The 24,254-nt window shown below is 58.6% G+C and carries 18 protein-coding genes and 1 riboswitch; of the genes, 6 read left to right on the forward strand and 12 right to left on the reverse strand.

What is annotated here, in order from left to right:
- Positions 1-5: 5 nt before the first annotated feature.
- Complete coding sequence (locus ABLU86_RS13625) at positions 6-704, reverse strand: response regulator (RefSeq protein ID WP_015368286.1); 699 nt, start codon at positions 702-704, stop codon at positions 6-8.
- Positions 694-2,319: a sensor histidine kinase gene (locus ABLU86_RS13630; RefSeq protein ID WP_348796307.1), complete on the reverse strand. Its 1,626-nt coding sequence runs from the start codon at positions 2,317-2,319 to the stop codon at positions 694-696. The genes ABLU86_RS13625 and ABLU86_RS13630 overlap by 11 nt, the downstream gene beginning before the upstream one ends.
- Positions 2,320-2,594: 275 nt before the next feature.
- Between ABLU86_RS13630 and ABLU86_RS13635 the strand changes: the two genes are divergently transcribed.
- Entirely contained in the window at positions 2,595-3,959 is a 1,365-nt protein-coding gene (locus ABLU86_RS13635) for a 2-hydroxycarboxylate transporter family protein (RefSeq protein WP_015368284.1), read from the forward strand.
- Positions 3,960-4,128: 169 nt separating this feature from the next.
- Complete coding sequence (gene citX, locus ABLU86_RS13640; RefSeq protein WP_015368283.1) at positions 4,129-4,668, forward strand: citrate lyase holo-[acyl-carrier protein] synthase; 540 nt, start codon at positions 4,129-4,131, stop codon at positions 4,666-4,668.
- A 61-nt stretch (positions 4,669-4,729) separates the two neighbouring features.
- Here the strand turns inward: citX and rluA are convergent, their stop codons facing one another.
- From rluA to araB, 6 genes are all read right to left on the reverse strand, one after another.
- Positions 4,730-5,389, reverse strand: coding sequence for a bifunctional tRNA pseudouridine(32) synthase/23S rRNA pseudouridine(746) synthase RluA (gene rluA, locus ABLU86_RS13645; protein WP_002888348.1), 660 nt, complete (start codon positions 5,387-5,389; stop codon positions 4,730-4,732).
- 12 nt (positions 5,390-5,401) lie between these two features.
- Positions 5,402-8,308: an RNA polymerase-associated protein RapA gene (rapA, locus tag ABLU86_RS13650; RefSeq protein WP_015704377.1), complete on the reverse strand. Its 2,907-nt coding sequence runs from the start codon at positions 8,306-8,308 to the stop codon at positions 5,402-5,404.
- 131 nt (positions 8,309-8,439) lie between these two features.
- Positions 8,440-10,797, reverse strand: a complete 2,358-nt coding sequence (gene polB, locus ABLU86_RS13655) for a DNA polymerase II (protein WP_348796306.1) — start codon at positions 10,795-10,797, stop codon at positions 8,440-8,442.
- A 616-nt stretch (positions 10,798-11,413) separates the two neighbouring features.
- Positions 11,414-12,109: an L-ribulose-5-phosphate 4-epimerase gene (gene araD / locus ABLU86_RS13660; RefSeq protein ID WP_015368280.1), complete on the reverse strand. Its 696-nt coding sequence runs from the start codon at positions 12,107-12,109 to the stop codon at positions 11,414-11,416.
- A 53-nt stretch (positions 12,110-12,162) separates the two neighbouring features.
- A complete protein-coding gene (gene araA, locus ABLU86_RS13665; protein ID WP_015368279.1) occupies positions 12,163-13,665 on the reverse strand; it encodes an L-arabinose isomerase in 1,503 nt (500 codons plus the stop codon).
- A gap of 10 nt (positions 13,666-13,675) precedes the next feature.
- Positions 13,676-15,385, reverse strand: coding sequence for a ribulokinase (gene araB / locus ABLU86_RS13670; protein WP_348796305.1), 1,710 nt, complete (start codon positions 15,383-15,385; stop codon positions 13,676-13,678).
- A 334-nt stretch (positions 15,386-15,719) separates the two neighbouring features.
- Here araB and araC point away from each other — a divergent pair, with 334 nt between their 5' ends.
- Together araC and ABLU86_RS13680 are read left to right on the forward strand one after the other, a co-directional pair.
- Positions 15,720-16,565 (forward strand): arabinose operon transcriptional regulator AraC, encoded by an 846-nt coding sequence (araC, locus tag ABLU86_RS13675; protein WP_015368277.1) that lies wholly within the window; start codon positions 15,720-15,722, stop codon positions 16,563-16,565.
- Between the two features lie 128 nt (positions 16,566-16,693).
- Complete coding sequence (locus ABLU86_RS13680; RefSeq protein ID WP_015368276.1) at positions 16,694-17,461, forward strand: DedA family protein; 768 nt, start codon at positions 16,694-16,696, stop codon at positions 17,459-17,461.
- Here ABLU86_RS13680 and thiQ read toward each other — a convergent pair.
- The 4 genes from thiQ to sgrR form a co-directional block, all read right to left on the reverse strand.
- Positions 17,448-18,149 carry a thiamine ABC transporter ATP-binding protein ThiQ gene (gene thiQ, locus ABLU86_RS13685; RefSeq protein ID WP_213193359.1) on the reverse strand — a complete coding sequence of 234 codons (702 nt, stop codon included), beginning with the start codon at positions 18,147-18,149 and terminating at the stop codon, positions 17,448-17,450. The genes ABLU86_RS13680 and thiQ overlap by 14 nt on opposite strands.
- Positions 18,133-19,743 (reverse strand): thiamine/thiamine pyrophosphate ABC transporter permease ThiP, encoded by a 1,611-nt coding sequence (thiP, locus tag ABLU86_RS13690; protein WP_116326372.1) that lies wholly within the window; start codon positions 19,741-19,743, stop codon positions 18,133-18,135. Before thiP ends, thiQ begins: the two co-directional genes overlap by 17 nt.
- Positions 19,719-20,702 carry a thiamine ABC transporter substrate binding subunit gene (gene thiB, locus ABLU86_RS13695; protein ID WP_042893984.1) on the reverse strand — a complete coding sequence of 328 codons (984 nt, stop codon included), beginning with the start codon at positions 20,700-20,702 and terminating at the stop codon, positions 19,719-19,721. Before thiB ends, thiP begins: the two co-directional genes overlap by 25 nt.
- A gap of 31 nt (positions 20,703-20,733) precedes the next feature.
- A riboswitch (TPP riboswitch) is annotated at positions 20,734-20,953 on the reverse strand.
- Between the two features lie 37 nt (positions 20,954-20,990).
- A complete protein-coding gene (sgrR, locus tag ABLU86_RS13700) occupies positions 20,991-22,646 on the reverse strand; it encodes an HTH-type transcriptional regulator SgrR (RefSeq protein ID WP_348796304.1) in 1,656 nt (551 codons plus the stop codon).
- Positions 22,647-22,733: 87 nt separating this feature from the next.
- On the opposite strand from sgrR, the gene sgrT reads away from it, so the two are divergent.
- The gene (sgrT, locus tag ABLU86_RS13705; RefSeq protein ID WP_015704385.1) at positions 22,734-22,886 is read left to right on the forward strand and encodes a glucose uptake inhibitor SgrT; all 153 of its coding nucleotides are present in this window, start codon (positions 22,734-22,736) and stop codon (positions 22,884-22,886) included.
- A gap of 160 nt (positions 22,887-23,046) precedes the next feature.
- On the forward strand, positions 23,047-24,231 hold the full coding sequence (locus tag ABLU86_RS13710) for a sugar efflux transporter (protein ID WP_015704386.1): 1,185 nt from the start codon (positions 23,047-23,049) through the stop codon (positions 24,229-24,231).
- Positions 24,232-24,254 lie beyond the last annotated feature (23 nt).

The raw sequence follows: 24,254 nt of genomic DNA on the forward strand, positions 1-24,254 counted from the left end.
AAGCCTTAGTTCGCGCCCCGCGCGCGGCGATACATCCGCCGCGGGTGGCCAATCTTACCGTACAGCATTTCCACTTCCAGAAAACTCACTTCTACGCAGTGCTCGAGATAACGACGGGCGGTGGTCTTGCTCAGTCCGGTTTCGCTGACCACTTCGTCCACTGAAAAGCAGTGCGTTTCGCGGCCATGAAATAAATTTTGCACCAGCGCCAGGGTCTTTTCCTCGATGCCCTTACTGCCGTTATCGGCGCGAAAATTTTTGGCCTGCAGCTGATACAGGGAATCAACGTTTTGCTGATCAACGATTTTCCATTCCCGCTGCTGGTCATAAAACTGAATAAAGCGCTCCAGCGACTGGCTCAACCGTTTCCATGAGACCGGCTTGAGAATGTAGTCGAAGGCGCCATTGCGTATCGCCTGGCTGCAGGTTTCCATATCGCTGGCGGCGGTGATGAAAATGACCGAACAATTGGCGTTGGCCAGAAGCGGGTCGGTCATCAGCGTAACGCCTTTGCCGTCCGGCAGATAATTATCCAGCAGGACCAACTGCGGCGGTCTGGCGTTCAGCATCTGCCGTGCCTGGGAAAGCGAGGCGGCCGTTCCCGCCAGCCGCATGCGCGGGTGTTTCTGAATGAGCTCGGCGTGCAGGCGGGCCAGCTCGTTTTCATCTTCGATGATCAGCACATCGACCAGATCATGATGCATCGTTGGTCTCCGGTTGCGGATGGGCTGGCGGGTCGGCGGGAATAAACAGAGTAAATATCGTTCCGCGCGGCGTATTATCGGCGACTTCAATCGTGCCGCCAGCCTGAGTCACATAATGTTCAATAAGATACAGACCAATACCGTGATCGCCACGGGTTTTCGTCGTCACTCCACGTTCAAAAATACGCTCGCGGATATCCGGGCGGATACCGACACCGCGGTCGGCCACCTCAATCATCAGCTCGCGGGCGTTGAGTTGAATCAGTACCTCGACCGGCTCGTGCGGTAGTTCGGCGCGTTGCGTGGCTTCAATGGCGTTATCCAGCAGATTGCCGATGATCGAAATAAGTTCAGACTCCATCAGCGACGGCAGCGGGCGATCGATACGGCAGGCCGGATCAAAGCTCAGTTCAACGCCTTTTTCATAGGCGCGGGTGGCTTTACCCAGCAGCAGGCCGCATAGCGTCGGCGATCGGAAACGCGAGGAGATGAAGTCCAGTAGCTCCTGAGCATGCTCCGATTGCGCCTGTATATAGCGAATAGCTTCGTCGTAGTGGCCCATATGCAGCAGGCCGGAGAGCGTGGTCATGCGGTTGAGCTGTTCGTGGCGCATAATGCGCAGGTTATCGACATAGCGTTTCACCTGGCTTAGCTGAGCGGTGAGGGCGTTAATTTCATCGCGGTCGCGGAAGGTGATCACCCAACCCTGCAGCGAGTTTTCCAGCATGATGCGCACCCGGCTGGCGAGTACCGTCAACTGATTAAAGCGACACAGTTCATCGTGAGTATCATTCGCCAGCATTGCGCCGCTGGCGAAGAACGGCTGAGGGGCGATCACGCTATCAATCGATTTGCCGCGCAGCAGATGCGCGGGCTGCTTAAGCCCCAGCAGGCTGCGGGCGGCGTGGTTAATCACCTCAATCCGTCGCTGGCTGTCGATAACGATAACCCCTTCGAAAATCGATTCCATCATCGCTTTTTGCTGGCGTACCAGCAGGCCAATTTCGCGCGGCTCCAGCGAAAAAATCTGTTTTTTAATACTGCGGGTAAAATACCAGGAGAAGATAAACAGGGCGATCAGCAACAGAATGGCGGCGACAAAAATATTCACCACCTTTTGCACGGTGATGCTGTCGAGATAGCTGGTCAGATAGCCGACGGAGACAATGCCAATCACCCGTCCGTTATCATCGACAATGGGCGTTTTACTGCGTAGCGAGACGCCTAAACCACCTTTACGGATGGTGGTGATAGTTTTGCCTTCCAGCACCGCCTGGTTATCGCCGCCCACTAAGCGCGTGCCGACCCATTCCGGGTGGACGGAATGAAACAGGTGAACGCCTTTATCATCACCGATGACGATAAAGCTGGCGTCGCTGTGGACGGCGATTTGCTTCATGAAAGCGCCGATAGCCTGCGGGTCGTGCAGGCTAACCTGCTGGCGCAGATTGGGCATCAACGCAATCTCTTCGGCCTGAATTTTCGCCCTGGCGCTCATTTCCTGATACAGCTGGCGGCTGGCGTCGAGATAATAATAAACGCCAAGCAAAGCGAATAAGATGGAGAAAAAGGCCACCAGGGAGATGAACAGCTTAAATTGAAATGAAACTTTCATAGTTATGCGCACAGTATTTGAGATGCGGCAACGATATCGTCAGCGGCCAGAGGGACAATTTATCTACTGGCACCTATTTATAAAGGGTAATTATCCGGTTATTAAAAAAACCATAAAAACCACGCTAAGAAATTAGATATATATCACTAGAGTCAATAGAAACCATAAAAACCATAATGACCATTAAAACTTCTTTTTTAATCTGCCTTTTCTCACATTAACGCCGTGCTCCCCCCTCTACCCTGAACAGGAATAATAACTACAGGGCTGAATTTATGAGCACCACAGACAACGCATTCTCTGCAACCCTTGAACCTATTAACAAACCGAAGGCCTCGCTGAAGCAGCGCTGGTGGCACGTGATGGATAGCTGGAAAGTGGGGATTATCCCGCTGCCGCTATTTTTGTTGGCCGGCGGTCTTATCGCGCTGGACTGCCTTGGCGGCAAGCTGCCGAGCGATATCGTGGTGATGGTGGCGACGCTGGCCTTCTTCGGTTTTGCCTGCGGCGAGTTCGGCAAGCGCCTGCCGGTACTTGGTAAGCTTGGCGCGGCGGCGATTTGCGCCACCTTTATTCCTTCCGCGCTGGTCCATTACGGCCTGCTGCCGGATGTGGTGGTTGAATCCACCACCAAATTCTATAAATCGACCAATATTCTTTATCTCTACATCTGCTGCATTATCGTTGGCAGCATTATGAGCATGAACCGCACCACGTTGATTCAGGGGTTCCTGAAGATCTTCCTGCCGATGCTGTGCGGCGAAGTTGTCGGTATGTTGGTCGGCGTGGGAGTTGGCAGTCTGTTGGGGATGGATCCGTTCCAGGTCTTCTTCTTTATCGTGCTGCCGATTATGGCCGGCGGCGTGGGCGAGGGGGCGATCCCGCTGTCGATTGGCTATGCGGCGCTGATGCATATGGATCAGGGCGTTGCGCTGGGACGCGTGCTGCCGATGGTGATGCTGGGCAGCCTGACGGCGATTGTCATCGCCGGCTGTCTGAACCAGCTTGGTAAACGCTTCCCGCATCTGACCGGCGAAGGCCAGCTAATGCCGAACCGCAGTAATGAAACCCGCAGCCTGAGCGAAAGCGAAGGATTTGGCGGTAAAACGGATGTGGCGACGCTGGCCTCTGGCGCGCTGCTGGCGGTGCTGCTGTATATGATGGGCATGCTGGGACACAAATTGATTGGCCTGCCGGCGCCGGTTGGCATGTTGTTCCTCGCGGTGCTGTTGAAGCTGGCGAATGTCGTTTCGCCGCGTCTGCAGGAGGGCTCGCAGGTGGTGTATAAATTCTTCCGTACCGCGGTGACTTACCCGATTCTGTTTGCCGTTGGCGTGGCGATTACCCCGTGGCAGGAGCTGGTAAACGCCTTCACGCTGACCAACCTGCTGGTCATTGTTTGCACCGTGTCGGCGCTGGTGGCCACCGGGTTCTTCGTCGGCAAAAAAATGGGGATGCATCCGGTCGACGTGGCGATTGTCTCCTGTTGCCAGAGCGGGCAGGGCGGCACCGGCGACGTCGCCATCCTGACTTCCGGCAACCGTATGAACCTGATGCCCTTCGCCCAGATAGCCACCCGTATCGGCGGCGCGATTAATGTGTCGTTAGGGCTGCTGTTCTTAAGTCATTTCTTATCGTGATTTAGTGCTGCGCTAATAGCAAAAACTGCCATTTCCCTCCGCAGGACGAAGAAAATTTCTTTGTCCTGCGCCCTAAATTCTGTGCAATTAGCGATACAATAGGCGGCGTTATCCGCGATAGCGACGGCAGCTCCGAGCTGCCTTTTTGATCATTAAAGGAGAGGAAAGAATGTCAGTGCATACTCCCGCCCGGGCGGGCGTCAGCATGGAAAATCTGCTGGCGGCGAAAGAGCAGCGCGCAGCCCGTCAACAAGACTGGCTCAACCATTATCAACAACCGGTCATTTCTCTCACCCTGGTAACGCCTGGGGCGGTAAAAGACAGTATTCGCTATCGCAATATGATGGGTGTTGCGCTGCAGGCCTGTGACCAACTTCTGTGGCAGCAGCGTTGGAAAACGCTCGACCGCCAGGTGTTGTGGCTGCCTACCGGCCCGGAAGCGATGTGGTGCGTTGAGCACTCCGCGGAAGAGATCAAAGCGCTATGCAGCGAACTGGAACAGAATCATCCGCTGGGTCGCCTGTGGGATATCGACGTCATTTGCCCGCAAGCGGGGCTGATTAGCCGCCAGGCGCAGGGCGAAGCGATGCGCCGCTGCCTGCTGTGCGATGAACCGGCCCACGCCTGCGCACGCAGCCGTCGTCACGACACCGGGCTGGTGGTCGCTCGCGTTGAACAGATGATTGATGCGTGGTTTGCCCGCGATTAATCGCGTTAGCGTTAGAGATTTCCCCGGCGGCGTAGCGCGACCGGGGCGTCCGGATAACGACTTAAAAGTCGATCGGCGCGCGGAAGGTCATCGCGTTGCCGTAGGCGGGATGGGTGATGGTTAACGTTTCTGCATGCAGTAGCAGGCGCGGGGCCATCGCCAGCGCCTCCGGCGTGGCGTAAAAGCGGTCGCCGAGGATCGGATGCCCTAACGCCAGCATATGCACGCGAAGCTGATGCGAGCGCCCGGTAATCGGCTTCAGGCGCACGCGGGCGGTGTTGTCCTCCGCGTACTCCAGCACTTCATATTCGGTTTGCGCCGCTTTGCCGGTTTCGTAACACACCTTCTGCTTTGGCCGGTTCGGCCAGTCGCAAATTAGCGGTAAATCCACCAGACCTTCCGCAGGCTGCGGATGACCCCAGACGCGGGCGACGTACTGCTTTTTCGGCTCGCGCTCGCGGAACTGACGCTTTAGTTCACGCTCGGCGGCCTTATTCAGCGCCACCACAATCACGCCGCTGGTAGCCATATCCAGGCGATGCACCGATTCGGCCTGCGGGAAATCGCGCTGGATACGCGTCATCACGCTATCCTTATGCTCCTCCAGCCTGCCGGGCACGGACAACAAGCCGCTCGGCTTGTTGACCACCATAATGTGCTCATCCTGATACAGAATCACCAGCCAGGGATCCTGCGGCGGATTGTAGTTTTCCATCGCCATTTTCGCGTTCCGTTACTGGTGAGTGACGACGATCAGACGCAGCGCGTCCAGACGCCACCCGGCCTGCGCCAGCGCATCCATCACCTGCTGGCGGTTGCTTTCGATCGCCGCCAGTTCGTCGTCACGGATGTTCGGGTTCACCGCTTTCAGCGCTTCGAGACGCGACAGTTCCGCCGTCAGTTTATCATCGGCTTCGTTACGCGCCGCGTCGATCAGCGCCTGCGCCGCTTTGGCTATCTGCGCTTCGCCCTGCTGCAGAATCGCGTGAACGTCCTGCTGCACCGCGTTGACCAGTTTGCTACCGGTATGGCGGTTGACCGCGCTCAGCTGGCGGTTGAAGCTTTCGAACTCCACCTGCGCGGCGAGGTTGTTGCCGTTTTTATCCAGCAGCATGCGAACCGGGGTCGCCGGCAGGAAGCGGTTAAGCTGTAATTGCTTCGGCGCCTGCGCTTCGACGACGTAGATTAGCTCCAGCAGCAGCGTGCCGACCGGCAGCGCCTTGTTCTTCAGCAGCGAAATGGTGCTGCTGCCGGTATCGCCGGAGAGGATCAGATCCAGACCGTTGCGAATCAGCGGGTGTTCCCAGGTGATGAACTGCGCGTCTTCACGCGACAGCGCCACGTCACGCTCGAAGGTAATGGTGCAGCCATCTTCCGGCAGGCCCGGGAAATCCGGCACCAGCATATGATCGGACGGGGTCAGGACGATCAGGTTTTCGCCGCGGTCATCCTGGTTGATGCCGACGATATCAAACAGGTTCATCGAGAAGGCGATCAGGCTGGTATCGTCATCCTGCTCTTCGATGCTCTCCGCCAGAGCCTGCGCTTTTTCACCGCCGTTGGAGTGGATCTCCAGCAGACGGTCGCGACCCTGTTCCAGCTGCGCTTTCAGCGCTTCATGCTGCTGGCGGCAGGATTTGATCAGATCGTCGAAGCCATCGGTGGATTCTGGCGCGGCAAGGTAGTTTATCAGCTCATCATGGACGCTGTCGTAGACGGTACGGCCGGTCGGGCAGGTATGTTCGAAGGCGTCGAGCCCTTCGTGATACCAGCGCACCAGCACCGACTGCGCGGTTTTTTCCAGATACGGCACGTGGATCTGGATATCGTGCGCCTGGCCGATACGGTCGAGACGGCCAATACGCTGCTCCAGCAGATCCGGGTTAAACGGTAGGTCGAACATCACCAGATTGCTGGCGAACTGGAAGTTACGCCCTTCGGAGCCGATTTCGGAACACAGCAGCACCTGCGCGCCGGTGTCTTCTTCGGCAAACCACGCCGCGGCACGGTCGCGTTCGATAATCGACATGCCTTCATGGAATACCGCGGCGCGGATACCTTCACGCTCGCGCAGTACCTGCTCCAGCTGCAGCGCGGTAGCGGCCTTGGCGCAAATCACCAGTACCTTCTGCGAACGGTGGCTGGTCAGGTAACCCATCAGCCATTCGACGCGCGGATCGAAGTTCCACCAGGTGCCGGTATCACCTTCAAACTCCTGATAGATCTGCTCCGGATAAAGCATATCGCGCGCGCGCTCTTCCGCGGTTTTGCGTGCGCCCATAATACCGGAGACCTTGATGGCCGTCTGGTACTGGGTCGGTAGCGGCAGGCGAATAGTGTGCAGCTCGCGTTTCGGGAAACCTTTCACGCCGTTACGGGTGTTACGGAACAGCACGCGGCTGGTGCCGTGGCGGTCCATCAGCATTGAAACCAGCTCCTGACGCGCGGCCTGAGCATCTTCACGATCGCTGTTGGCAGCCTGCAGCAGCGGCTCGATGTCCTGCTCGCCGATCAGATCGCCAAGAGTATTGAGTTCATTATCGTTCAGCTTGTTGCCCGCCAGCAGCAGGGCGACGGCGTCGGCGACCGGGCGATAGTTTTGCTGTTCTTCAACAAACTGTTCAAAATCGTGGAAGCGGTTTGGATCCAGCAGACGCAGGCGCGCAAAGTGGCTCTCCATGCCCAGCTGTTCCGGCGTCGCGGTCAACAACAGGATGCCCGGCACGCGTTCGGCCAGCTGTTCAATGGCCTGATATTCACGGCTCGGCGCCTCTTCGCTCCACACCAGGTGGTGCGCTTCATCGACCACCATCAGGTCCCACTCGGCGTCGCACAGGTGCTCCAGGCGCTGCTTGCTGCGGCGTACGAAGTCTAAGGAGCAGATCACCAGCTGTTCGGTTTCGAACGGGTTGTAGGCGTCGTGCTGCGCTTCGGCATAGCGTTCGTCGTCGAACAGCGAGAAGCGCAGGTTGAAGCGGCGCAGCATTTCCACCAGCCATTGGTGCTGGAGGGTTTCCGGGACCACGATCAGCACGCGCTCGGCGGCGCCGGAGAGCAGCTGCTGGTGGAGGATCATCCCGGCTTCGATGGTTTTACCTAAGCCCACTTCATCGGCCAGTAGAACGCGCGGCGCGTGACGACGGCCTACGTCGTGGGCAATGTTCAACTGATGCGGGATCAGGCTGGTGCGCTGGCCGCGCAGGCCGCTCCACGGCATGCGGTACTGTTCGCTCTGGAACTTACGCGCGCGGTAGCGCAGGGCAAAGCGGTCCATCCGGTCGATTTGCCCGGCGAACAGGCGGTCCTGCGGCTTGCTGAAGGCGAGCTTACTGTCGAGCAGGACTTCGCGCAGGGTAACATGTTCTTCTTGCGTATCCAGGCGGGTGCCGGTGTAGGACAGCAGCCCATTTTCTTCATTTACTTCGTCAACGTGGAGCTGCCAGCCTTCGTGGCTGGTGATGGTATCACCCGGGTTAAACATCACGCGGGTAATCGGGGAATCGTTGCGAGAGTACAGACGGTTTTCGCCGATGGCGGGGAAAAGGAGAGTGACCATGCGCGCATCCAGCGCTACCACTGTCCCTAGTCCTAGTTCGCTCTCTGTATCGCTAATCCAGCGTTGACCAAGTGTAAAAGGCATATGTGTTCGGCTCTTTGTTCTTTAATTGCAGGCAATAGTGCATCCTCAGCATAGTTACGCTGAGGAATCAAAATTGGGTCCAGGAATGGAAAGGGCGCTATGGTACTGGATGCCGCGGTGTTAGTCACCTGTCAAAATAGCCCCAGTTGCCCTGTCACTATTGTAGCAAAGTCGTCGTTGACGAAGGGAAGGATTCCTTCCGCCACTGGCTGCAATTGCTTTGACAGATAGTGATCGTAATCGAGCGGCGACTGCTGGTAATCCACCGGCTCCGGGCCGCCGGTAGTCCAGACGTATTTAATGGTGCCGCGCTGCTGATACTGCTGCGCCCGCCCAAGCTTCACGTTGTGTTCATCCGCCAGTCTCGCGGCGCGCACGTGCGGCGGCACGTTACGTTGATACTCTGCCAGCGGTCGGCGCAGGCGCTTGCGATAAACCAGCTGCTCATCGAGCTCGCCGTTCATCAGCCTGGCGATAGTCTCCCGCACATAATCCTGATACGGCTGATGGCGGAAGATGCGTAGATACAGCTCCTGTTGAAACTGCTGGGCCAGCGGCGTCCAGTCGGTGCGTACCGTCTCCAGCCCCTTGAACACCATGCGCTGGGTATCGCCTTCCTGAATCATCCCGGCATAACGTTTTTTACTGCCGGTATCGGCGCCGCGGATCGTCGGCATTAAAAAGCGGCAAAAGTGGGTTTCATACTCCAGCTCCAGCGCGCTGGTCAGTTGGCTTTTACCCAGTTCCTGCGCCCACCAGTCGTTGACATAGGCAACCAGCTTGCGGCCGATTTCCGCCGCCTGCGCTTCGCTATGCGGGCGCTTGAGCCAGACGAAGGTGGAGTCGGTATCGCCGTAGATAACGTCATAGCCCTGGGCTTCAATCAGCGCTTTGGTCTGGCGCATGATCGCGTGGCCGCGCATGGTGATCGACGACGCCAGCCGTGGATCGAAAAAGCGGCAGGCGCTGGTCCCCAGCACGCCGTAAAAGGCGTTCATGATGATCTTCAGCGCCTGCGACAGCGGCTTATTATGCTGACGCTTGGCTTCATCGCGGCCGTGCCAGATCTGCCCGACGATGCCTGGCAGGCAGTGCTTTTCGCGCGAGAAGCGGGCGCCGAGAAATCCTTCGGTGCTGTGGCGGTCATCGGGCTGCGCCAGCCCTTCAACCAGGCCGACCGGATCGATTAAAAAGGTGCGGATGATCGACGGATACAGGCTTTTGTAGTCCAGCACCAGTACCGAGTCATACAGGCCGGGGCGGGAGTCCATGACGTAGCCGCCGGGACTGGCCTGCGGGGGAATTTCGCCGAGATTCGGCGCCACGTAGCCCAGCCGGTGCATGCGTGGGAAATAGAGATGGCTGAAGGCGGCGACCGATCCGCCGTGGCGATCGGCGGGCAGACCATTGACCGTCGCCCGTTCGAGCAGAAACGGCATGATCTCCGTTTTGTGGAAGATCCGCGTCACCAGCTCGCAATCCTGTAGGTTATAGGTCGCCAGCGCCGGTTTATCTTCATGAAAGCGGCGATCGATTTCGTCCATCCGATCCCACGGGTTGTCGATAGCTTTACCTTCGCCCAGCAGCTCGCGGGCGACGGCCTCGAGTGAAAATGAGGAGAAGTTCCAGAACGCCGATTTTAGCGCTTCGATGCCGTCGATAATCAGCCGGCCGTTGGCCTGGGCGAAAAAGACGCCGTTCTTAAAACCGTGCTCGCGCCACTCCAGCTCGCTATTGCCGCGGCCGAGCAGCAGCGGGATGCGGTAGCGCTCGGCGTGTTTTTGCAGGACCCGCAGATCGAACTGCACCACGTTCCAGCCGATCAGCACGTCGGGATCGTGTTCGGCAAACCAGGCGTTGAGCTTTTCCAACAGCAGCGGACGGCTGGCAACGTAGACCAGGCTGAAGCCCACATCCGGCGGCGTAGCGGGCTCGGGGCCCAGCATGTAGACCACCCGCTGGCCGCAGCCTTCCAGGCCGATGCAGTAGAGCTCGCCGTGGCGGCTGGTTTCGATATCCAGCGAGACCCATTTCAGCGGCGGGCGATAGTCCGGATGCGGTTTCATGCGCGCGTTAACCAGCTGTGAACCGCGCGTTTCGCCTTCTACCCAAACCGGAGCGGTGATAAAGCGCTCCATCAGGTAACGCTCCGGCGGGCGGATATCGCCTTCGTAAACGGTGACGCCGTTTTCACGTAGCTTTTTTTCCAGCCGCATCAGCTGGCGATGCGCGCGGCAGTACAGGCCGAAAACCGGCTGGCGGTGGAAATCTTTTAGCGCAAGCGGGGCCAGACGGTAGCCGTTTTCACCCTGCAACAGGCTTTCAGCCTGCCGCCGCTGCGTTTCGGGGATAAACGCCACGGATTCCTGCGGCGGCAGCGTGACCTGCAGCGGGCCGTTATCGGTCGCCAGCCAGAAGGCCAGTTCCGTTCCCTGCGGGGTATCCCGCCAGTGACGGGTGAGTAAAAATCCTGCTTGCGGCTGCGTCACGCGTGCTCTCAACGATAAAAAACCAGGCCTGATTATAGCCTGGTTTCACGATGGGTGCTGGGGTTTTATACAGGCATTCAGCGCCGCGGTTGCCCCGGATTTCTGCTTGCGCCTCATCCGGGCTACGCCCGGCATGTGATCTGTAGGGCCGCGCAAGCGCAGCGCCGCCGGGCAATATCCGTGGATCAGGTGCCGCTTTGCGCCGGATGGCGGCTGCGCCTTATCCGGCCTACGGTTCTATTCACCATGCTGGCTGAAACTGCCGGTGTTGGTGGCCTCAAAATCGCTGAGACGTTCCCGGAAGGCCGGGGCAGCCCGCATGGATGCGGGCTGAGGGCCGTGATTTGCAAGGACGCTGCCTCGGCCCGACCCGAAGCCTGCAGGGATAAGTCGAAGGCACCACGAAGTGGCGATTTTGGCGGCCAGAGCCCGGGAGTACAGAGGGCGGCGGCGACTGGCCGCCCTCTGTGCGCTCCCTGCGCCATGAGAGACATAACGCAGAAAAATTAACCGGGAGCGCAATGTGCTCTGAATTAACACAAAACACACGTTTTTCCCGGACCAAAACAGTTGTAAACCGACAACAGTTTCTACAACATGGCCCAACCAGCGGCCGTTATTGGCCGTAGTAGGCTTTGGCCCCGTGCTTACGCAGATAGTGCTTATCGAGCAGCGTCTGCTGCATATCCGGCAACTGCGGCGCCAGCTGGCGGCAGAAGATCCCCATATAGGCGATCTCCTCCAGCACGATGGCATTGTGTACCGCGTCTTCGGCGTTTTTACCCCAGGCAAACGGGCCGTGGGAATGCACCAGCACGCCGGGCATTTGCGCCGGATCGATTCCCTGCTGACGGAAGGTTTCGACAATCACATTGCCGGTTTCCCACTCATATTCGCCGTTGATCTCCGCATCGGTCATCAACCGGGTGCAGGGGACCGGGCCATAAAAATAGTCTGCGTGGGTGGTGCCGGTCGCCGGAATAGATTGTCCGGCCTGCGCCCAGATGGTGGCGTGGCGCGAATGGGTATGCACAATCCCGCCAAGCGTCGGAAACGCCTGATACAGCAGGCGATGGGTCGGCGTATCGGAAGAGGGCTTTTTGTTGCCTTCCACCACTTCACCGGTTTCCAGGCTGACGACGACCATGTCGTCAGCGGTCATCAGGCCGTAATCCACGCCGGAGGGTTTAATAACCAATACCCCTTTGTCACGATCGACGGCGCTGACGTTACCCCAGGTTAAGGTCACCAGATTATGCTGCGGTAGCGCTAAGTTGGCCTCCAGCACCTGGCGTTTGAGATCTTCTAACATCTTGTTCTCCCTGCCCGATGAGCGGATTGTCATCGGGCATTATGCTTGTGCGCTTAGCGTTTGCTACCGTAATAGACTTCATTCCAGCGCAGCGCGTCTTTGAACGACGGCAGGCGGGTGTCGTTGTCGATGACGGTCAGTTCAATATCCTGCAGCTCGGCAAACTGGCGCATATCGTCGAGGGTTAGCGCATGGCTGAAGACGGTATGGTGCGCGCCGCCGGCGATGATCCAGGCTTCCGAGGCGGTACGTAGATCCGGTTGCGCCTGCCACAACGCGTTGGCCACCGGCAGCTTCGGCAGATCGTGCGGCGTCGCGACGGTTTCGATGGTGTTGACCAGCAGGCGGAAGCGATCGCCTAAATCAATCAGGCTGGCGACGATCGCCGGGCCGGTTTGGGTGTTGAAGATCAGACGGGCCGGATCGGCCTTGCCGCCAATGCCCAGCGGCTGGACGTCGAGGATCGGCTTCTCGGCGGTAGCGATAGTTGGGCACACTTCCAGCATGTGCGAGCCCAGCACCAGATCGTTGCCGTTGTCGAAGTGATAGGTGTAATCCTCCATAAAAGAGGTGCCGCCCTGCAGACCGGTCGACATCACTTTCATGATGCGTAGCAGAGCGGCGGTTTTCCAGTCGCCTTCGCCGGCAAAGCCGTAGCCCTGTTGCATCAGGCGCTGTACGGCGAGACCCGGCAGCTGTTTCAGGCCGTGAAGGTCTTCAAAGGTGGTGGTAAAGGCGTGGAAACCGCCTTGCTCAAGGAAGCGTTTCATCCCCAGTTCGATGCGCGCGGCGTCCAGCACGTTCTGGCGCTTATCGCCGTGCACCTGCGCTGCTGGCGTCAGGCGGTAGCTGCTTTCGTATTCATCGACCAGCGCGTTGATATCGCCGTCGCTGATGCTATTCACCACCTGCACCAGATCGCCGACCGCCCAGGTGTTGACCGAGAAGCCGAACTTAATCTGCGCCGCCACTTTATCACCGTCGGTTACCGCCACTTCGCGCATGTTATCGCCAAAGCGGCACACTTTCAGATGACGGGTATCCTGCTTAGAAACCGCCTGGCGCATCCACGCGCCGATGCGCTGGTGCGCTTCTTTATCCTGCCAGTGGCCGGTGACGACGCTGTGCTGCTGACGCATGCGCGCGCCGATAAAGCCGAATTCGCGGCCGCCGTGCGCGGTCTGGTTGAGGTTCATAAAGTCCATATCAATGCTGTCCCATGGCAGGGAGGCGTTGAATTGGGTATGGAATTGCAGCAGCGGCTTGTTGAGGAGCGTCAGGCCGTTAATCCACATTTTCGCCGGCGAGAAGGTGTGCAGCCAGACCACTAATCCGGCGCATTTATCATCGTAGTTGGCGTCGCGGCAAATATGCGTGATTTCATCCGGCGTGGTGCCGAGCGGTTTCAGTACCAGCTTGCACGGCAGTTTTGCTTCCGCATTCAGGCTATTCACCACATGTTCGGCATGTTTCGTCACCTGGCGCAGGGTCTCCTGGCCATACAGGTGCTGGCTGCCAATTACGAACCATACTTCATAGTTATCAAAAATCGTCATTTTCGTATCCTTAATGGGTGAGCGCTGCCGGAGATTGCGGGGCGTTTTCCGCCTTTGCAGCCGAAGGGAGATAGTGTTGTTCCGCGCTAGCCGACCACTGCTGGTAGCGCTGATACAGTTGTTCGAAACGTTGCGCCTGTTGCGCGCGCGGCTGCAGGGTGTTTTCCACCTCGCTTGCCATGTTGCGCTGCGCGGCAGGGATATCCGGATAGACGCCCGCGGCGACGGCGGCGAAGATGGCGGCGCCCAACGCGCAGCATTGATCGGAGGCAACAATCTGCAGCGGGCGGTTCAGGACGTCGCAGCAGGCCTGCATGATGACCTGGTTCTTGCGCGCGATGCCGCCGAGCGCCATCACGTTATTCACCGGAATGCCCTGCCCGGTGAAGCACTCCATAATGGCGCGAGCGCCGAAGGCGGTGGCGGCAATCAATCCGCCGAACAATGCCGGGGCGTCGGTGGCCAGATTTAAATCGGTAATGACACCTTTCAGCCGCTGGTTGGCGTTTGGCGTGCGGCGGCCGTTGAACCAGTCCAGCACCACCGGCAGGTGATCGAGGGACGGATTATTGGTCCAGGCTTCGGTGAGCGCAGGCAGCAGCTGTTTTTGACTGGCTTTGATTGGCTCGCGCAATTCAGGGTGCTGTTGGGCCAGCTGTTCCAGCGGCCAGCCGAGAATGCGGCCAAACCAGGCATAGATATCGCCGAATGCCGACTGACCGGCCTCCATACCGATGAAATCCGGCACCACGCTGCCGTCCACCTGGCCGCAGATACCTTTCACCGTGCGGTTGCCCACGCTCTGTTTATCGGCGATCAGAATGTCGCAGGTGGAGGTGCCGATCACTTTAACCAACGCGTTAGGCTGCGCGCCGGCGCCGACCGCGCCCATATGGCAATCGAAGGCGCCGCCGGAAATTACCACCGTTTCCGGCAGACCGAGGCGCTGCGCCCATTCGGCGGTCAGGTTGCCGACGGGGAGATCCGCAGTCCAGGTGTCGCGGAACAGCGGCCAGGCAAGGTGGCGGTTAATAATCGGGTCGAGTTCGTCGAAGAAGCTGGCGGGCGGCAGTCCACCCCAGCTTTCGTGCCACAACGATTTGTGGCCGGCGCTACAGCGACCGCGACGGATATCCTGCGGACGGGTGGTGCCGGAAAGCAGGGCGGGTACCCAGTCACAAAGCTCAATCCACGACGCCGCGGCCTGCGCGACGGCGCTATCTTCGCGAGTGACGTGAAGGATCTTGGCCCAGAACCATTCGCTGGAGTAGATGCCGCCGATATAGCGCGAGTAGTCTTCTTTACCCGGCGCGTGGCACAGGCGGGTGATGGCCTCCGCCTCTTCCACCGCGGTGTGATCTTTCCACAGCACGAACATGGCGTTCGGGTTGTCAGCGAATTCTTCGCGCAGCGCCAGCACGTTTCCGTCTGCATCAATCGGCGCCGGGGTTGAGCCGGTGCTGTCGACGCCGATACCGACCACCGTCGCCCGTTGTTCAGCGCTTAATGCCGCCAGTACGCTTTTCAGCGCTGATTCCATGGATTCAATGTAATCACGCGGGTGATGGCGGAAGCGGTTATTCGGCCCATCGCAGAACAGCCCTTCCTGCCAGCGTGGATACCACTCTACGCTCGCGGCCAGTTCCGCGCCGGTAGCGCATTCCACCGCCAACGCGCGTACTGAGTCACTACCAAAATCGAGGCCAATCGCAATTGCCATCTTGTTACTCCATGCTGAAATCATTCATGCAGCAACAGTAGATATCCCCGGCCAAATCCGTCAGGCCGTATTCGCTAATCTTATGGATTATATTGCTGTCACCTTGCAAAGTGTGACGCCGTGCAAATATTCGATGTGGACTTTCCTGCCGTATTTATAGACACTTTTGTTATGCGCTGGATCAACGCGGAATGCGTGCTGGTAGCGCTTTTTTCGCTAGCCGTGCGGGTTTTTGTCTAAATTCCCACCGGTATCGCAGTCGAAACGGCGTGGATGGCGATAAAATGATGAATATGGACAATTGGTGTCAAAAAACTCGTGGAGAACGACGCTTATGGCCGAAACGCAAAACGATCCGCTGCTGCCGGGCTACTCCTTTAACGCCCATCTGGTCACTGGCCTGACGCCGATTGAGGCGCAGGGATATCTCGATTTCTTTATCGACCGCCCGCTGGGCATGAAAGGCTATATTCTCAACCTGACGATCCGCGGCGAGGGGGTGATCAACAACCACGGCGAACAGTTCGTCTGTCGCCCCGGCGATATGCTGCTGTTTCCGCCGGGGGAGATTCACCACTATGGCCGCCATCCCGACGCCAGCGAGTGGTATCACCAGTGGGTCTATTTTCGCCCACGCGCCTACTGGCATGAATGGCTCAACTGGCCAACGATCTTCGCCCATACCGGTTTCTTCCGCCCGGATGAGCAATGGCAGGCGCGGTTTGGCGAACTGTTCGGGCAGATCGTTGACGCCGGGCAGGGGGCGGGGCGCTATTCCGAACTGCTGGCGATTAACCTGCTGGAACAGTTGCTACTGCGGCGCATGGAGGCGATTAACGAATCGCTGCATCCGCCGCTGGATAACCGGGTGCGCGACGCCTGTCAGTACATCAGCGACCATCTGGCGGACAGCCATTTCGATATCGCCAGCGTCGCCCAGCACGTCTGTTTGTCGCCTTCTCGTTTGTCGCATCTGTTTCGCCAGCAGTTGGGGATAAGCGTACTTGGCTGGCGGGAAGACCAGCGAATTAGCCAGGCCAAACTGCTGTTGAGTACCACCCGGATGCCGATTGCCAGCGTCGGCCGCAACGTTGGCTTCGAAGATCAGCTCTATTTTTCGCGAGTCTTTAAAAAATGCACCGGCGCCAGCCCCAGTGAATTCCGCGCAGGATGTGAATAAAAAGTAAAGAAAGTGAAATGATGACCCGCTTAAATGTCACAGCCAGTAAACTATTAAGACAATTGGTGGCTTGACGACGACGTGACGGCTCCGGAGAATCCGGGCTTCGTTTTTTAACCGGGTACATTATGCAGGCATTGCTGGAACACTTTATCACCCAATCCACGGTCTACTCGTTGATAGCCGTGATGCTGGTGGCATTTCTTGAGTCGCTGGCGCTGGTGGGGCTTATCTTACCCGGCACGGTCATGATGGCTGGTCTGGGGGCGCTTATCGGCAGCGGCGAAGTTAACTTCTGGCAGGCGTGGCTGGCGGGGATTGTCGGCTGCCTGTTGGGAGACTGGATCTCATTCTGGCTCGGCTGGCGTTTTAAAAAGCCGTTACACCGCTGGTCGTTTATGAAAAAAAATCGCGCGCTGCTGGAGAAAACCGAACACGCGCTGCACCAGCACAGCATGGTGACGATTCTGATTGGCCGCTTTGTCGGGCCGACGCGGCCATTGGTGCCGATGGTCGCCGGGATGCTCGACCTGCCGGTAGCGAAGTTCGTGCTGCCGAATATTATTGGCTGCCTGCTCTGGCCGCCGCTCTATTTCCTCCCCGGCATTCTGGCGGGGGCGGCGATAGATATTCCTGCCGATGAAAACAGCGCCAGCTTCAAGTGGCTGCTACTGGGCGCGGCGCTGCTGGCGTGGCTGGCGGGCTGGCTGTGCTGGCGGCTGTGGCGGAGCGCAAAAACTTCCGGCGATCGTCTGACCCGTTGGTTACCGCGTGGACGCCTGCTGTGGCTGACGCCGTTGATGGTGACGCTGGCGGTAGCGGCGCTAACGTTTGTCTTCCGCCACCCCCTGATGCCGGTCTACCTTGAGATACTGCATAAGGTCATTTCGCGCTAATTCCCAACAGCGCCGAGGCGCTGCTGTTGCCGCTTAACAGGTCGTCAGTGGCGCCGTCCCAGGCAATGCGCCCTTCGGCGACCACGATGGAGCGAGGCGCAATGCGCGCCGCATCCTCCACGCTGTGCGATACCATCAACAGCGTCAACTGCTGCCGCTGACAGACATCGGCGACCAGCGTTAGCATCTCCTGGCGCAGTGCCGGATCAAGCGCCGAGAAGGGTTCATCAAGCAGCAGCACCGGCTGTTGGCGCACCAGACAGCGGGCCAGCGCCGCCCGCTGCCGCTGACCGCCGGAAAGCTCGCCCGGTAGACGATCCAGCAGCGTATCCATTCCCATCTGCCCGGCTATCGCCGTGACCTGCGCGTGCTGCTCGCGGTTCAGCTTCAGGCCGGGGTGGATGCCGAGGCCAATATTCTGCCGGACGGTAAGATGGTTAAACAGGTTGTGCTCCTGAAACAGCATGGAAACCGGACGCTGCGCCGGCGGCGTGGCGTTATGCTTCTCGCCGTCGATCAGCAGGCTGCCGCTGGCCGGCGGCAGAAAACCGGCGATCAGATTCAGCAGCGTGCTTTTGCCGGCGCCGCTGGGGCCCAGCACGGCGATGCGCTCTCCGCGCTCGACGCTGAGCGTAAAGCGCATCGGCAAATGCTGATACAGCCAGGTGACATCATTGAGTTTTAGCATCGCGTCCCGGTAGTTTCTCGATCAAGGTAAAAAGGATAAAGCACAGCAACAGTAGCAGGAGCGCGGTGACCGCGCCGTCCTGGCTGCGGTAGGAGCCTATTTGTTGATACAAATAGAAAGGCAGCGTGCGGAAGGATTCATTGCCGAACAGCGCCACCACGCCGAAGTCGCCGATAGACAGCACGCAGGCGAAAGCCAAAGCCTGCGCCAGCGGCCGTTTCAGCGCCCGCAGCTCCACCACCCGCAGCCGATTAAAACCCTGGAGCCCCAACGACTGACACAAAGCGCCATAGCGGGCGGCAATATCGCGCATTGGATTTTCCAGCACTTTCAGGGCATAGGGGATAGCCATCAGCGCGTTGGTAAAGATGACAATCCCGTCGGCGGATTCCGGCAGGCCGACGCTGTTATTGAGCAGCAAGAAGAAACCGGTCGCCAGCACAATCCCCGGCATGGCGAGGATGAGCATACCGCTGAGCTCCAGCGTCTGCCCGGCCAGCGGCAGGTTGCGGGCGCGCAGTTCGCGACTGCTCCACAGCAGCATCATGGTCAGAATGACGCTGAGCACACCGGCGGCGAGGGCGATACGCAGCGAGGTCCACAGCGCCTGCCATAGCGCGGCTTGGCCCAGCACCTTCGGCAGATTGACGTTGAGACCATCGACGATCACCGCCAGTAGCGGCGGAAGCAGCAGCAGCAGAGCGAGCGCGATTAGCGCGTAATCACACAGGCGACTATGCAGACGGTCGTCGGGGTCGCGCCAGCCTTGTAACTGACTGGCGCCGATAGCCACGGCTTTGCTCAGGCGCTGGCTCAGCAGCACCAGCCCAAGGCAGCAGATCATTTGAATAATCGCTAACAGCGCCGCCCGTGCCGGGTCGTAATCAAAGCTCAGCGCCTGATAGATAGCCAGCTCAATGGTGGTGGCCCGCGGCCCGCCGCCTAGTGACAGCACGGTGGCAAAACTTGCGAAGCACAGCATAAAGATCAGCGCGGCCACCGGTGGGATCTGTCGACGCAGCCACGGCCATTCCACAAGACGGAAGAAGACGAAACCGCGCATGCCGAGCTGAGCGGCGATTTGCCGCTGTTCGCCGGGGATGTTTTCCAGCGCCTGCAGCAGCAGGCGGGTCGCCATTGGCATATTAAAGAACACATGGGCCAGCAGGATGCCCTGTAAGCCATACGGCGAGAAATCCCACTGCCAGCCGAGCGCGTGGAACAGCGCGGCGAGCCACCCCTGGCGGCCATAGACGCTGAGGATGCCGAACACCGCCACCAGTACCGGCAGGATCAACGTCATCGCGCACAGGCGCAGCAGCAGCGTGCGCCCCGGAAAGCGGCGGCGATACAGGGCGCGGGCGAGGAATATCGCCGGCACTACCGAAAATAGCGCCGACAAAAACGCCTGCCAGAAAGAGAAGCGTACGACGTGCCAGAGATAGCTATCGCTGAGGATCGTCTGCCAGGGCGCCAGCGGCGCCTCCAGCCACAGCGCCAGAAACGCCGCCAGCGCTACGATGACCAGTAAGCAGGCCGCGGCGCCGCCGGGGATCAGCCAGCCGAAACTTAGCGGCTGACGGCGCGTTGCCATGAACCGATCCAGTTTTGACGTTCAGCGGCGACCTGCTGCGGGGTGAACTGCAGCGTGGTTTGCGGTTTGGTTAGCGTATTGAAGCCGGCCGGCAGCGCCACCTGGGTCACCGGGTACATCCAGTTGCCGGTGGGGATGGCGTTCTGGAAGCCTGGCGAGACCATAAATTTCAGGAACTTCTCAGCCAGTTCCGGCTGCTTGCTGGCGGCGGTACGCGCGGCGACTTCAACCTGCAGATAGTGGCCTTCGGTAAAGTCCGCCGCGGCATAATTATCTTTTTTCTCTTCGATGAGGTGATAAGCCGGCGAGGTGGTATAGCTCAACACCAGGTCGCTTTCGCCTTTCAGGAACAGGCCGTAGGCTTCGCTCCAGCCCTTGGTGACGGTGACGGTTTTGGCCGCCAGCTTCTGCCAGGCTTCCGGCGCCTTATCGCCATACACCTTTTGCATCCACAGCAGCAGGCCGAGCCCCGGCGTACTGGTGCGCGGGTCTTCGTAAATCACGCGCCATTTCTGCGGGCTCTCGACCAGCTCTTTCAGGCTTTTCGGCGGGTTTTTCAGTTTGTTTTTGTCATACACGAAGGCGAAGTAGCCGTAGTCGTAAGGCACGAAGGTGTCGTTATCCCAGCCGCCCGGTACGCTAAGCGCGCTGGCCGGCACGCCGCTTTTGGCAAACAGTTTGCTCTGCGCCGCCGCTGCCAGCAGATTGTTATCAAGGCCGAGCACGACATCGGCTTTGCTGTTTTTGCCTTCCATTCGCAGCCGGTTAAGCAGCGAGACGCCATCTTCGAGGGCGACATATTTCAGTTCGCAGCCGCAATCGGCCTCAAAGGCCTTTTTCACCGCCGGGCCAGGACCCCAGTCGGCGGAGAATGAATCGTAGGTGTATACGGTCAGGACCGGTTTAGCAAAGACCGGGGCGGCGACCAGCGCCAGCAGGGGAAGCAGTTTTTTCAACACTTTGCACCTCAGTATATGGGGAGGCAAAGGATTTTGAGTAGGCCTCAAATCCCTTCGCCGGCGTTATCCGGATCAGGTTCGACGGGTATTTTCTCAGCCCATACGCTTCATCCTTCAAGCCGCATCTGGGTTAGCTTCGCGCGTTCACCCCAGTCACATAGTTATCTATGCTCCAGGGGATTCACCCGCTTGCTGCCTTGATGCAACTTGAATGATATTGCGTATGTTTATTAGCACCCCGTTGAGAACGGCGATAGTGTAATGATTTTGTTAGATGACGCAAAGCATTCAGGGCTCCGGCGGGGCGAACCACGCCGATTTAAAGTCGAACCAGCCGAGGGTGTTCATGCGCACGCCGCGCATACTGCGCTGGCCCTGAATCATTAGCCAGTGGTGGATCAGCGGTACAATATGCTGCTTCTCCAGCAGTTGCTGGCTCCAGGTCGCCGGGTTGAACTCGCCTGCGCGCCAGCGGTTGGCGTCTGCCTCCCAGTCGATGGGAATGCAGTGATGCATCAGCGGCACTTCATATAAATAGGCGAACAGGGAAAAATCGATCGGCAACGTGAAATTGACGCTGTTGAGCCAGATATCGCTCACCGTTTCGCCGCGATGCCAGTCGTCGTACTCCAGCTCCTGAATGTTCAGCCTCACCTGATGTTCCGCCAGCAGCGCCCGCATGATCCCGCCAATGACCCGATGTTCCACATGATCGCGATAGTAGGTGAGGGTAACTGACTCCAGGCCGGCTGGTTTATCGCAGGCGTGACTGCGGGCGTGGTGCCAGCGCGGCAGCAAGCCGTAGGCCGGGAACCAGTTGCCTTGATAGTGCTCGCCGGCGTGATACAGCAGGTTGGCGGGCTGGAACAGATAACTTAACCAGCGGCGCACGTCATCATTACCGCCCAGCGGACTGCGACTATCAAAGAGCAGGTAATAGCACCCTTCTTCCAGGCGGCTCTCTACGGCTTTTTCGCTCTCGGTATTGCCCTGCAGGGTTAAGCCGCCGTTGGGTTCTTCGCTAATTTCCGGCAGCACCCAGACGTTAACCTCATCGATCAGCGCCCGATAGCCGAAGTACTCTTCGAAGGCATGGATTTTTAACTGGTTTTGATTATTGCGCGCGACCGCGTAAGGGCCGGTACCGATAGGCATACTGGAAAAGTTCTCCATCGTCCGCCATTCCTGCGGCAACGCCATCGCCGGGACCTGGCCTAACAGCCAGGGCAGCCAACGATCCGGCTGGCTGAGGTGAATATCCAGCGTCCAGGCGGTCGGCGAGACGATTTGCTCGATATGGGAAAATAGCGGCAGTTCGCTGCTGCGCTGTAGCGAGGAGATAACGTCGGCCATCTCCAGCTCCCGGCCATGATGGAAATGAATGCCGGGACGCAGAAAAAAGCGCCAGTGGTTAGGCGAAATTTGCTGCCAGTGGTGGGCGATATCGGCCTCCAGTTCCCCATTTTCCTCATTTACCCGCGTCAGCGCGCTAAAAATTTGCCGTGCGATGTGGGTCTCCGAACGGCGCAACGCGCTGCCGGGCAGCAGATTCTTCATCGGCCGATAGTAAAGCACGCGCAGGATGTGGCGCCCCTGGCGGAAGCTGCGGCCAAGATGGGAGATCAACATCTGTCTGACCGCGGTTTTATCGCCAACCAGTTGCACCAGCTGATCGATGCGATCCTGCTCCAGTAGATCCTCGGCGCGCTGCTGCTGTAGCGCCAGACCGGTATAAAGGAAGGTCAGTCGGGAACGCTTGCCGCGCCCGGCTTCGGATTCCCAGGCAAGCCAGCCGCGCGCTTCCATCAGATTAAGTAAGGTGCGCATATGGCGGCGCGAACAACTGAGCATTTCCGCCAGTTCGTTGAGGGTGGTCTGCTGCGACCTACCGTCGCAGCATTGCCACAGGCGGATGAACTGTTGTTGCAGACGACTGGAAGGCATAAAAGGGGAACTCCTGACGAAAACTCAGCAATTTATCAGTTCCTATATTAAGCCAATAATGGACCTCGATGAAGTAAGGAGATGAATATGACGAGGTCAACCACTAAGCAGTTCTATCAACGGTACTTTTCTGCGACGCAGGGAGCGTCCTGGCTGGCCCGCCAGTTAGCAGGTAGGCAGCAGAAAATGCTGGAGGAATTGATGCAGTGGGGAGTTACGTCGCCGACCTCCGATCGTTGACTTGCCGACATCATGTGTGACTGAGTATTGGTGTTATACTCGCCATCTTCAGGCTGCAAGCGCATTGGCTGCAACTCGAAATCCAGAGTATTGAATCACCCGCCAGCAGATTGCTTCTGCTGGCTTTTTTCGTTTACTTCGCGTGTGTTAAGGATATTTCATGCTGTGGTTGATGACGATGGGGCGACGGCTAAACGGCGTCTACGCCGCCTTTATGCTGGTGGCTTTTATGATGGGGGTGGCCGGGGCGCTGCAGGCGCCGACGCTTAGCCTGTTTCTCAGCCGTGAAGTCGGCGCGCAGCCGTTCTGGGTTGGCCTGTTTTATACGGTGAATGCGATTGCCGGTATCCTGGTGAGCCTGGCGCTGGCCAAACGATCCGATAGCCGCGGCGATCGTCGGCGGTTAATTATGTTCTGCTGCCTGATGGCAGTGGGTAACGCGCTGCTGTTCGCTTTCAACCGCCATTATCTGACGCTTATTACCTGCGGCGTCATGCTGGCTTCGGTCGCTAATGCGGCGATGCCGCAGCTGTTTGCCCTCGCCCGCGAATACGCCGATAGCTCTGCCCGCGAAGTGGTGATGTTCAGCTCGGTGATGCGCGCCCAGCTGTCGCTGGCGTGGGTCATTGGTCCACCGCTGGCTTTTATGCTGGCGTTGAATTATGGCTTTACGACCATGTTCTCCATTGCCGCCGGGATTTTTGTCATCAGCCTGGCGCTGATTGCCTTTAAGCTGCCTTCGGTGGCGCGAGTGACGCAACTGCAGGAAGGCAGCAGCCTGCCGGAGCTGGAAGGCGGCTGGCGCGATAAAAACGTGCGCATGCTGTTTATCGCTTCTACGCTGATGTGGACCTGCAACACAATGTATATCATCGATATGCCGTTGTGGATCAGTAGCGATCTTGGCCTGCCGGATAGCCTGGCGGGGATACTGATGGGCACGGCTGCCGGTCTTGAAATTCCGGCGATGATCCTGGCTGGCTACTACGTTAAGCGTTGGGGTAAACGCAAAATGATGGTGGCGGCAGTCGCCGCCGGCGTGCTGTTCTATGTGGGGCTGATTATGTTCCATGGCCGCACGGCGCTGCTGGCGCTGCAGCTATTCAATGCTATTTTCATCGGTATTATCGCCGGGATCGGCATGTTGTGGTTCCAGGATCTGATGCCGGGGCGCGCCGGGGCGGCGACCACGCTGTTTACCAATAGTATCTCCACCGGAGTTATTCTGGCCGGAGTGATTCAGGGAGCGCTGTCGCAAAGCTATGGTCACGGTAGTGTGTACTGGACAATCGCGGCGATTTCTCTGCTGACGCTGTTTTTGACCAGCCGGGTTAAAGATATTTAAGTCATCTCCCGCGCCGGCCATGC

The sequence above is a fragment of the Klebsiella sp. JN_Kp121 genome, from assembly GCF_040062145.1.
Classification (GTDB): domain Bacteria; phylum Pseudomonadota; class Gammaproteobacteria; order Enterobacterales; family Enterobacteriaceae; genus Klebsiella; species Klebsiella aerogenes.

Excerpts from the sequence above, each read along its gene's own strand:
- sgrR (WP_348796304.1), bottom strand. The coding sequence starts at position 22,646 with ATGCCTTCCAGTCGTCTGCAACAACAGTTCATCCGCCTGTGGCAATGC.
- araB (WP_348796305.1), bottom strand. The coding sequence starts at position 15,385 with ATGGCAATTGCGATTGGCCTCGATTTTGGTAGTGACTCAGTACGCGCG.
- thiQ (WP_213193359.1), bottom strand. The coding sequence starts at position 18,149 with ATGCTAAAACTCAATGATGTCACCTGGCTGTATCAGCATTTGCCGATG.
- ABLU86_RS13625 (WP_015368286.1), bottom strand. The coding sequence starts at position 704 with ATGCATCATGATCTGGTCGATGTGCTGATCATCGAAGATGAAAACGAG.
- araA (WP_015368279.1), bottom strand. The coding sequence starts at position 13,665 with ATGACGATTTTTGATAACTATGAAGTATGGTTCGTAATTGGCAGCCAG.
- araC (WP_015368277.1), top strand. The coding sequence starts at position 15,720 with ATGGCCGAAACGCAAAACGATCCGCTGCTGCCGGGCTACTCCTTTAAC.
- rluA (WP_002888348.1), bottom strand. The coding sequence starts at position 5,389 with ATGGCGATGGAAAACTACAATCCGCCGCAGGATCCCTGGCTGGTGATT.
- ABLU86_RS13710 (WP_015704386.1), top strand. The coding sequence starts at position 23,047 with ATGCTGTGGTTGATGACGATGGGGCGACGGCTAAACGGCGTCTACGCC.
- ABLU86_RS13680 (WP_015368276.1), top strand. The coding sequence starts at position 16,694 with ATGCAGGCATTGCTGGAACACTTTATCACCCAATCCACGGTCTACTCG.
- ABLU86_RS13630 (WP_348796307.1), bottom strand. The coding sequence starts at position 2,319 with ATGAAAGTTTCATTTCAATTTAAGCTGTTCATCTCCCTGGTGGCCTTT.
- rapA (WP_015704377.1), bottom strand. The coding sequence starts at position 8,308 with ATGCCTTTTACACTTGGTCAACGCTGGATTAGCGATACAGAGAGCGAA.
- araD (WP_015368280.1), bottom strand. The coding sequence starts at position 12,109 with ATGTTAGAAGATCTCAAACGCCAGGTGCTGGAGGCCAACTTAGCGCTA.
- citX (WP_015368283.1), top strand. The coding sequence starts at position 4,129 with ATGTCAGTGCATACTCCCGCCCGGGCGGGCGTCAGCATGGAAAATCTG.
- ABLU86_RS13635 (WP_015368284.1), top strand. The coding sequence starts at position 2,595 with ATGAGCACCACAGACAACGCATTCTCTGCAACCCTTGAACCTATTAAC.
- sgrT (WP_015704385.1), top strand. The coding sequence starts at position 22,734 with ATGACGAGGTCAACCACTAAGCAGTTCTATCAACGGTACTTTTCTGCG.
- thiP (WP_116326372.1), bottom strand. The coding sequence starts at position 19,743 with ATGGCAACGCGCCGTCAGCCGCTAAGTTTCGGCTGGCTGATCCCCGGC.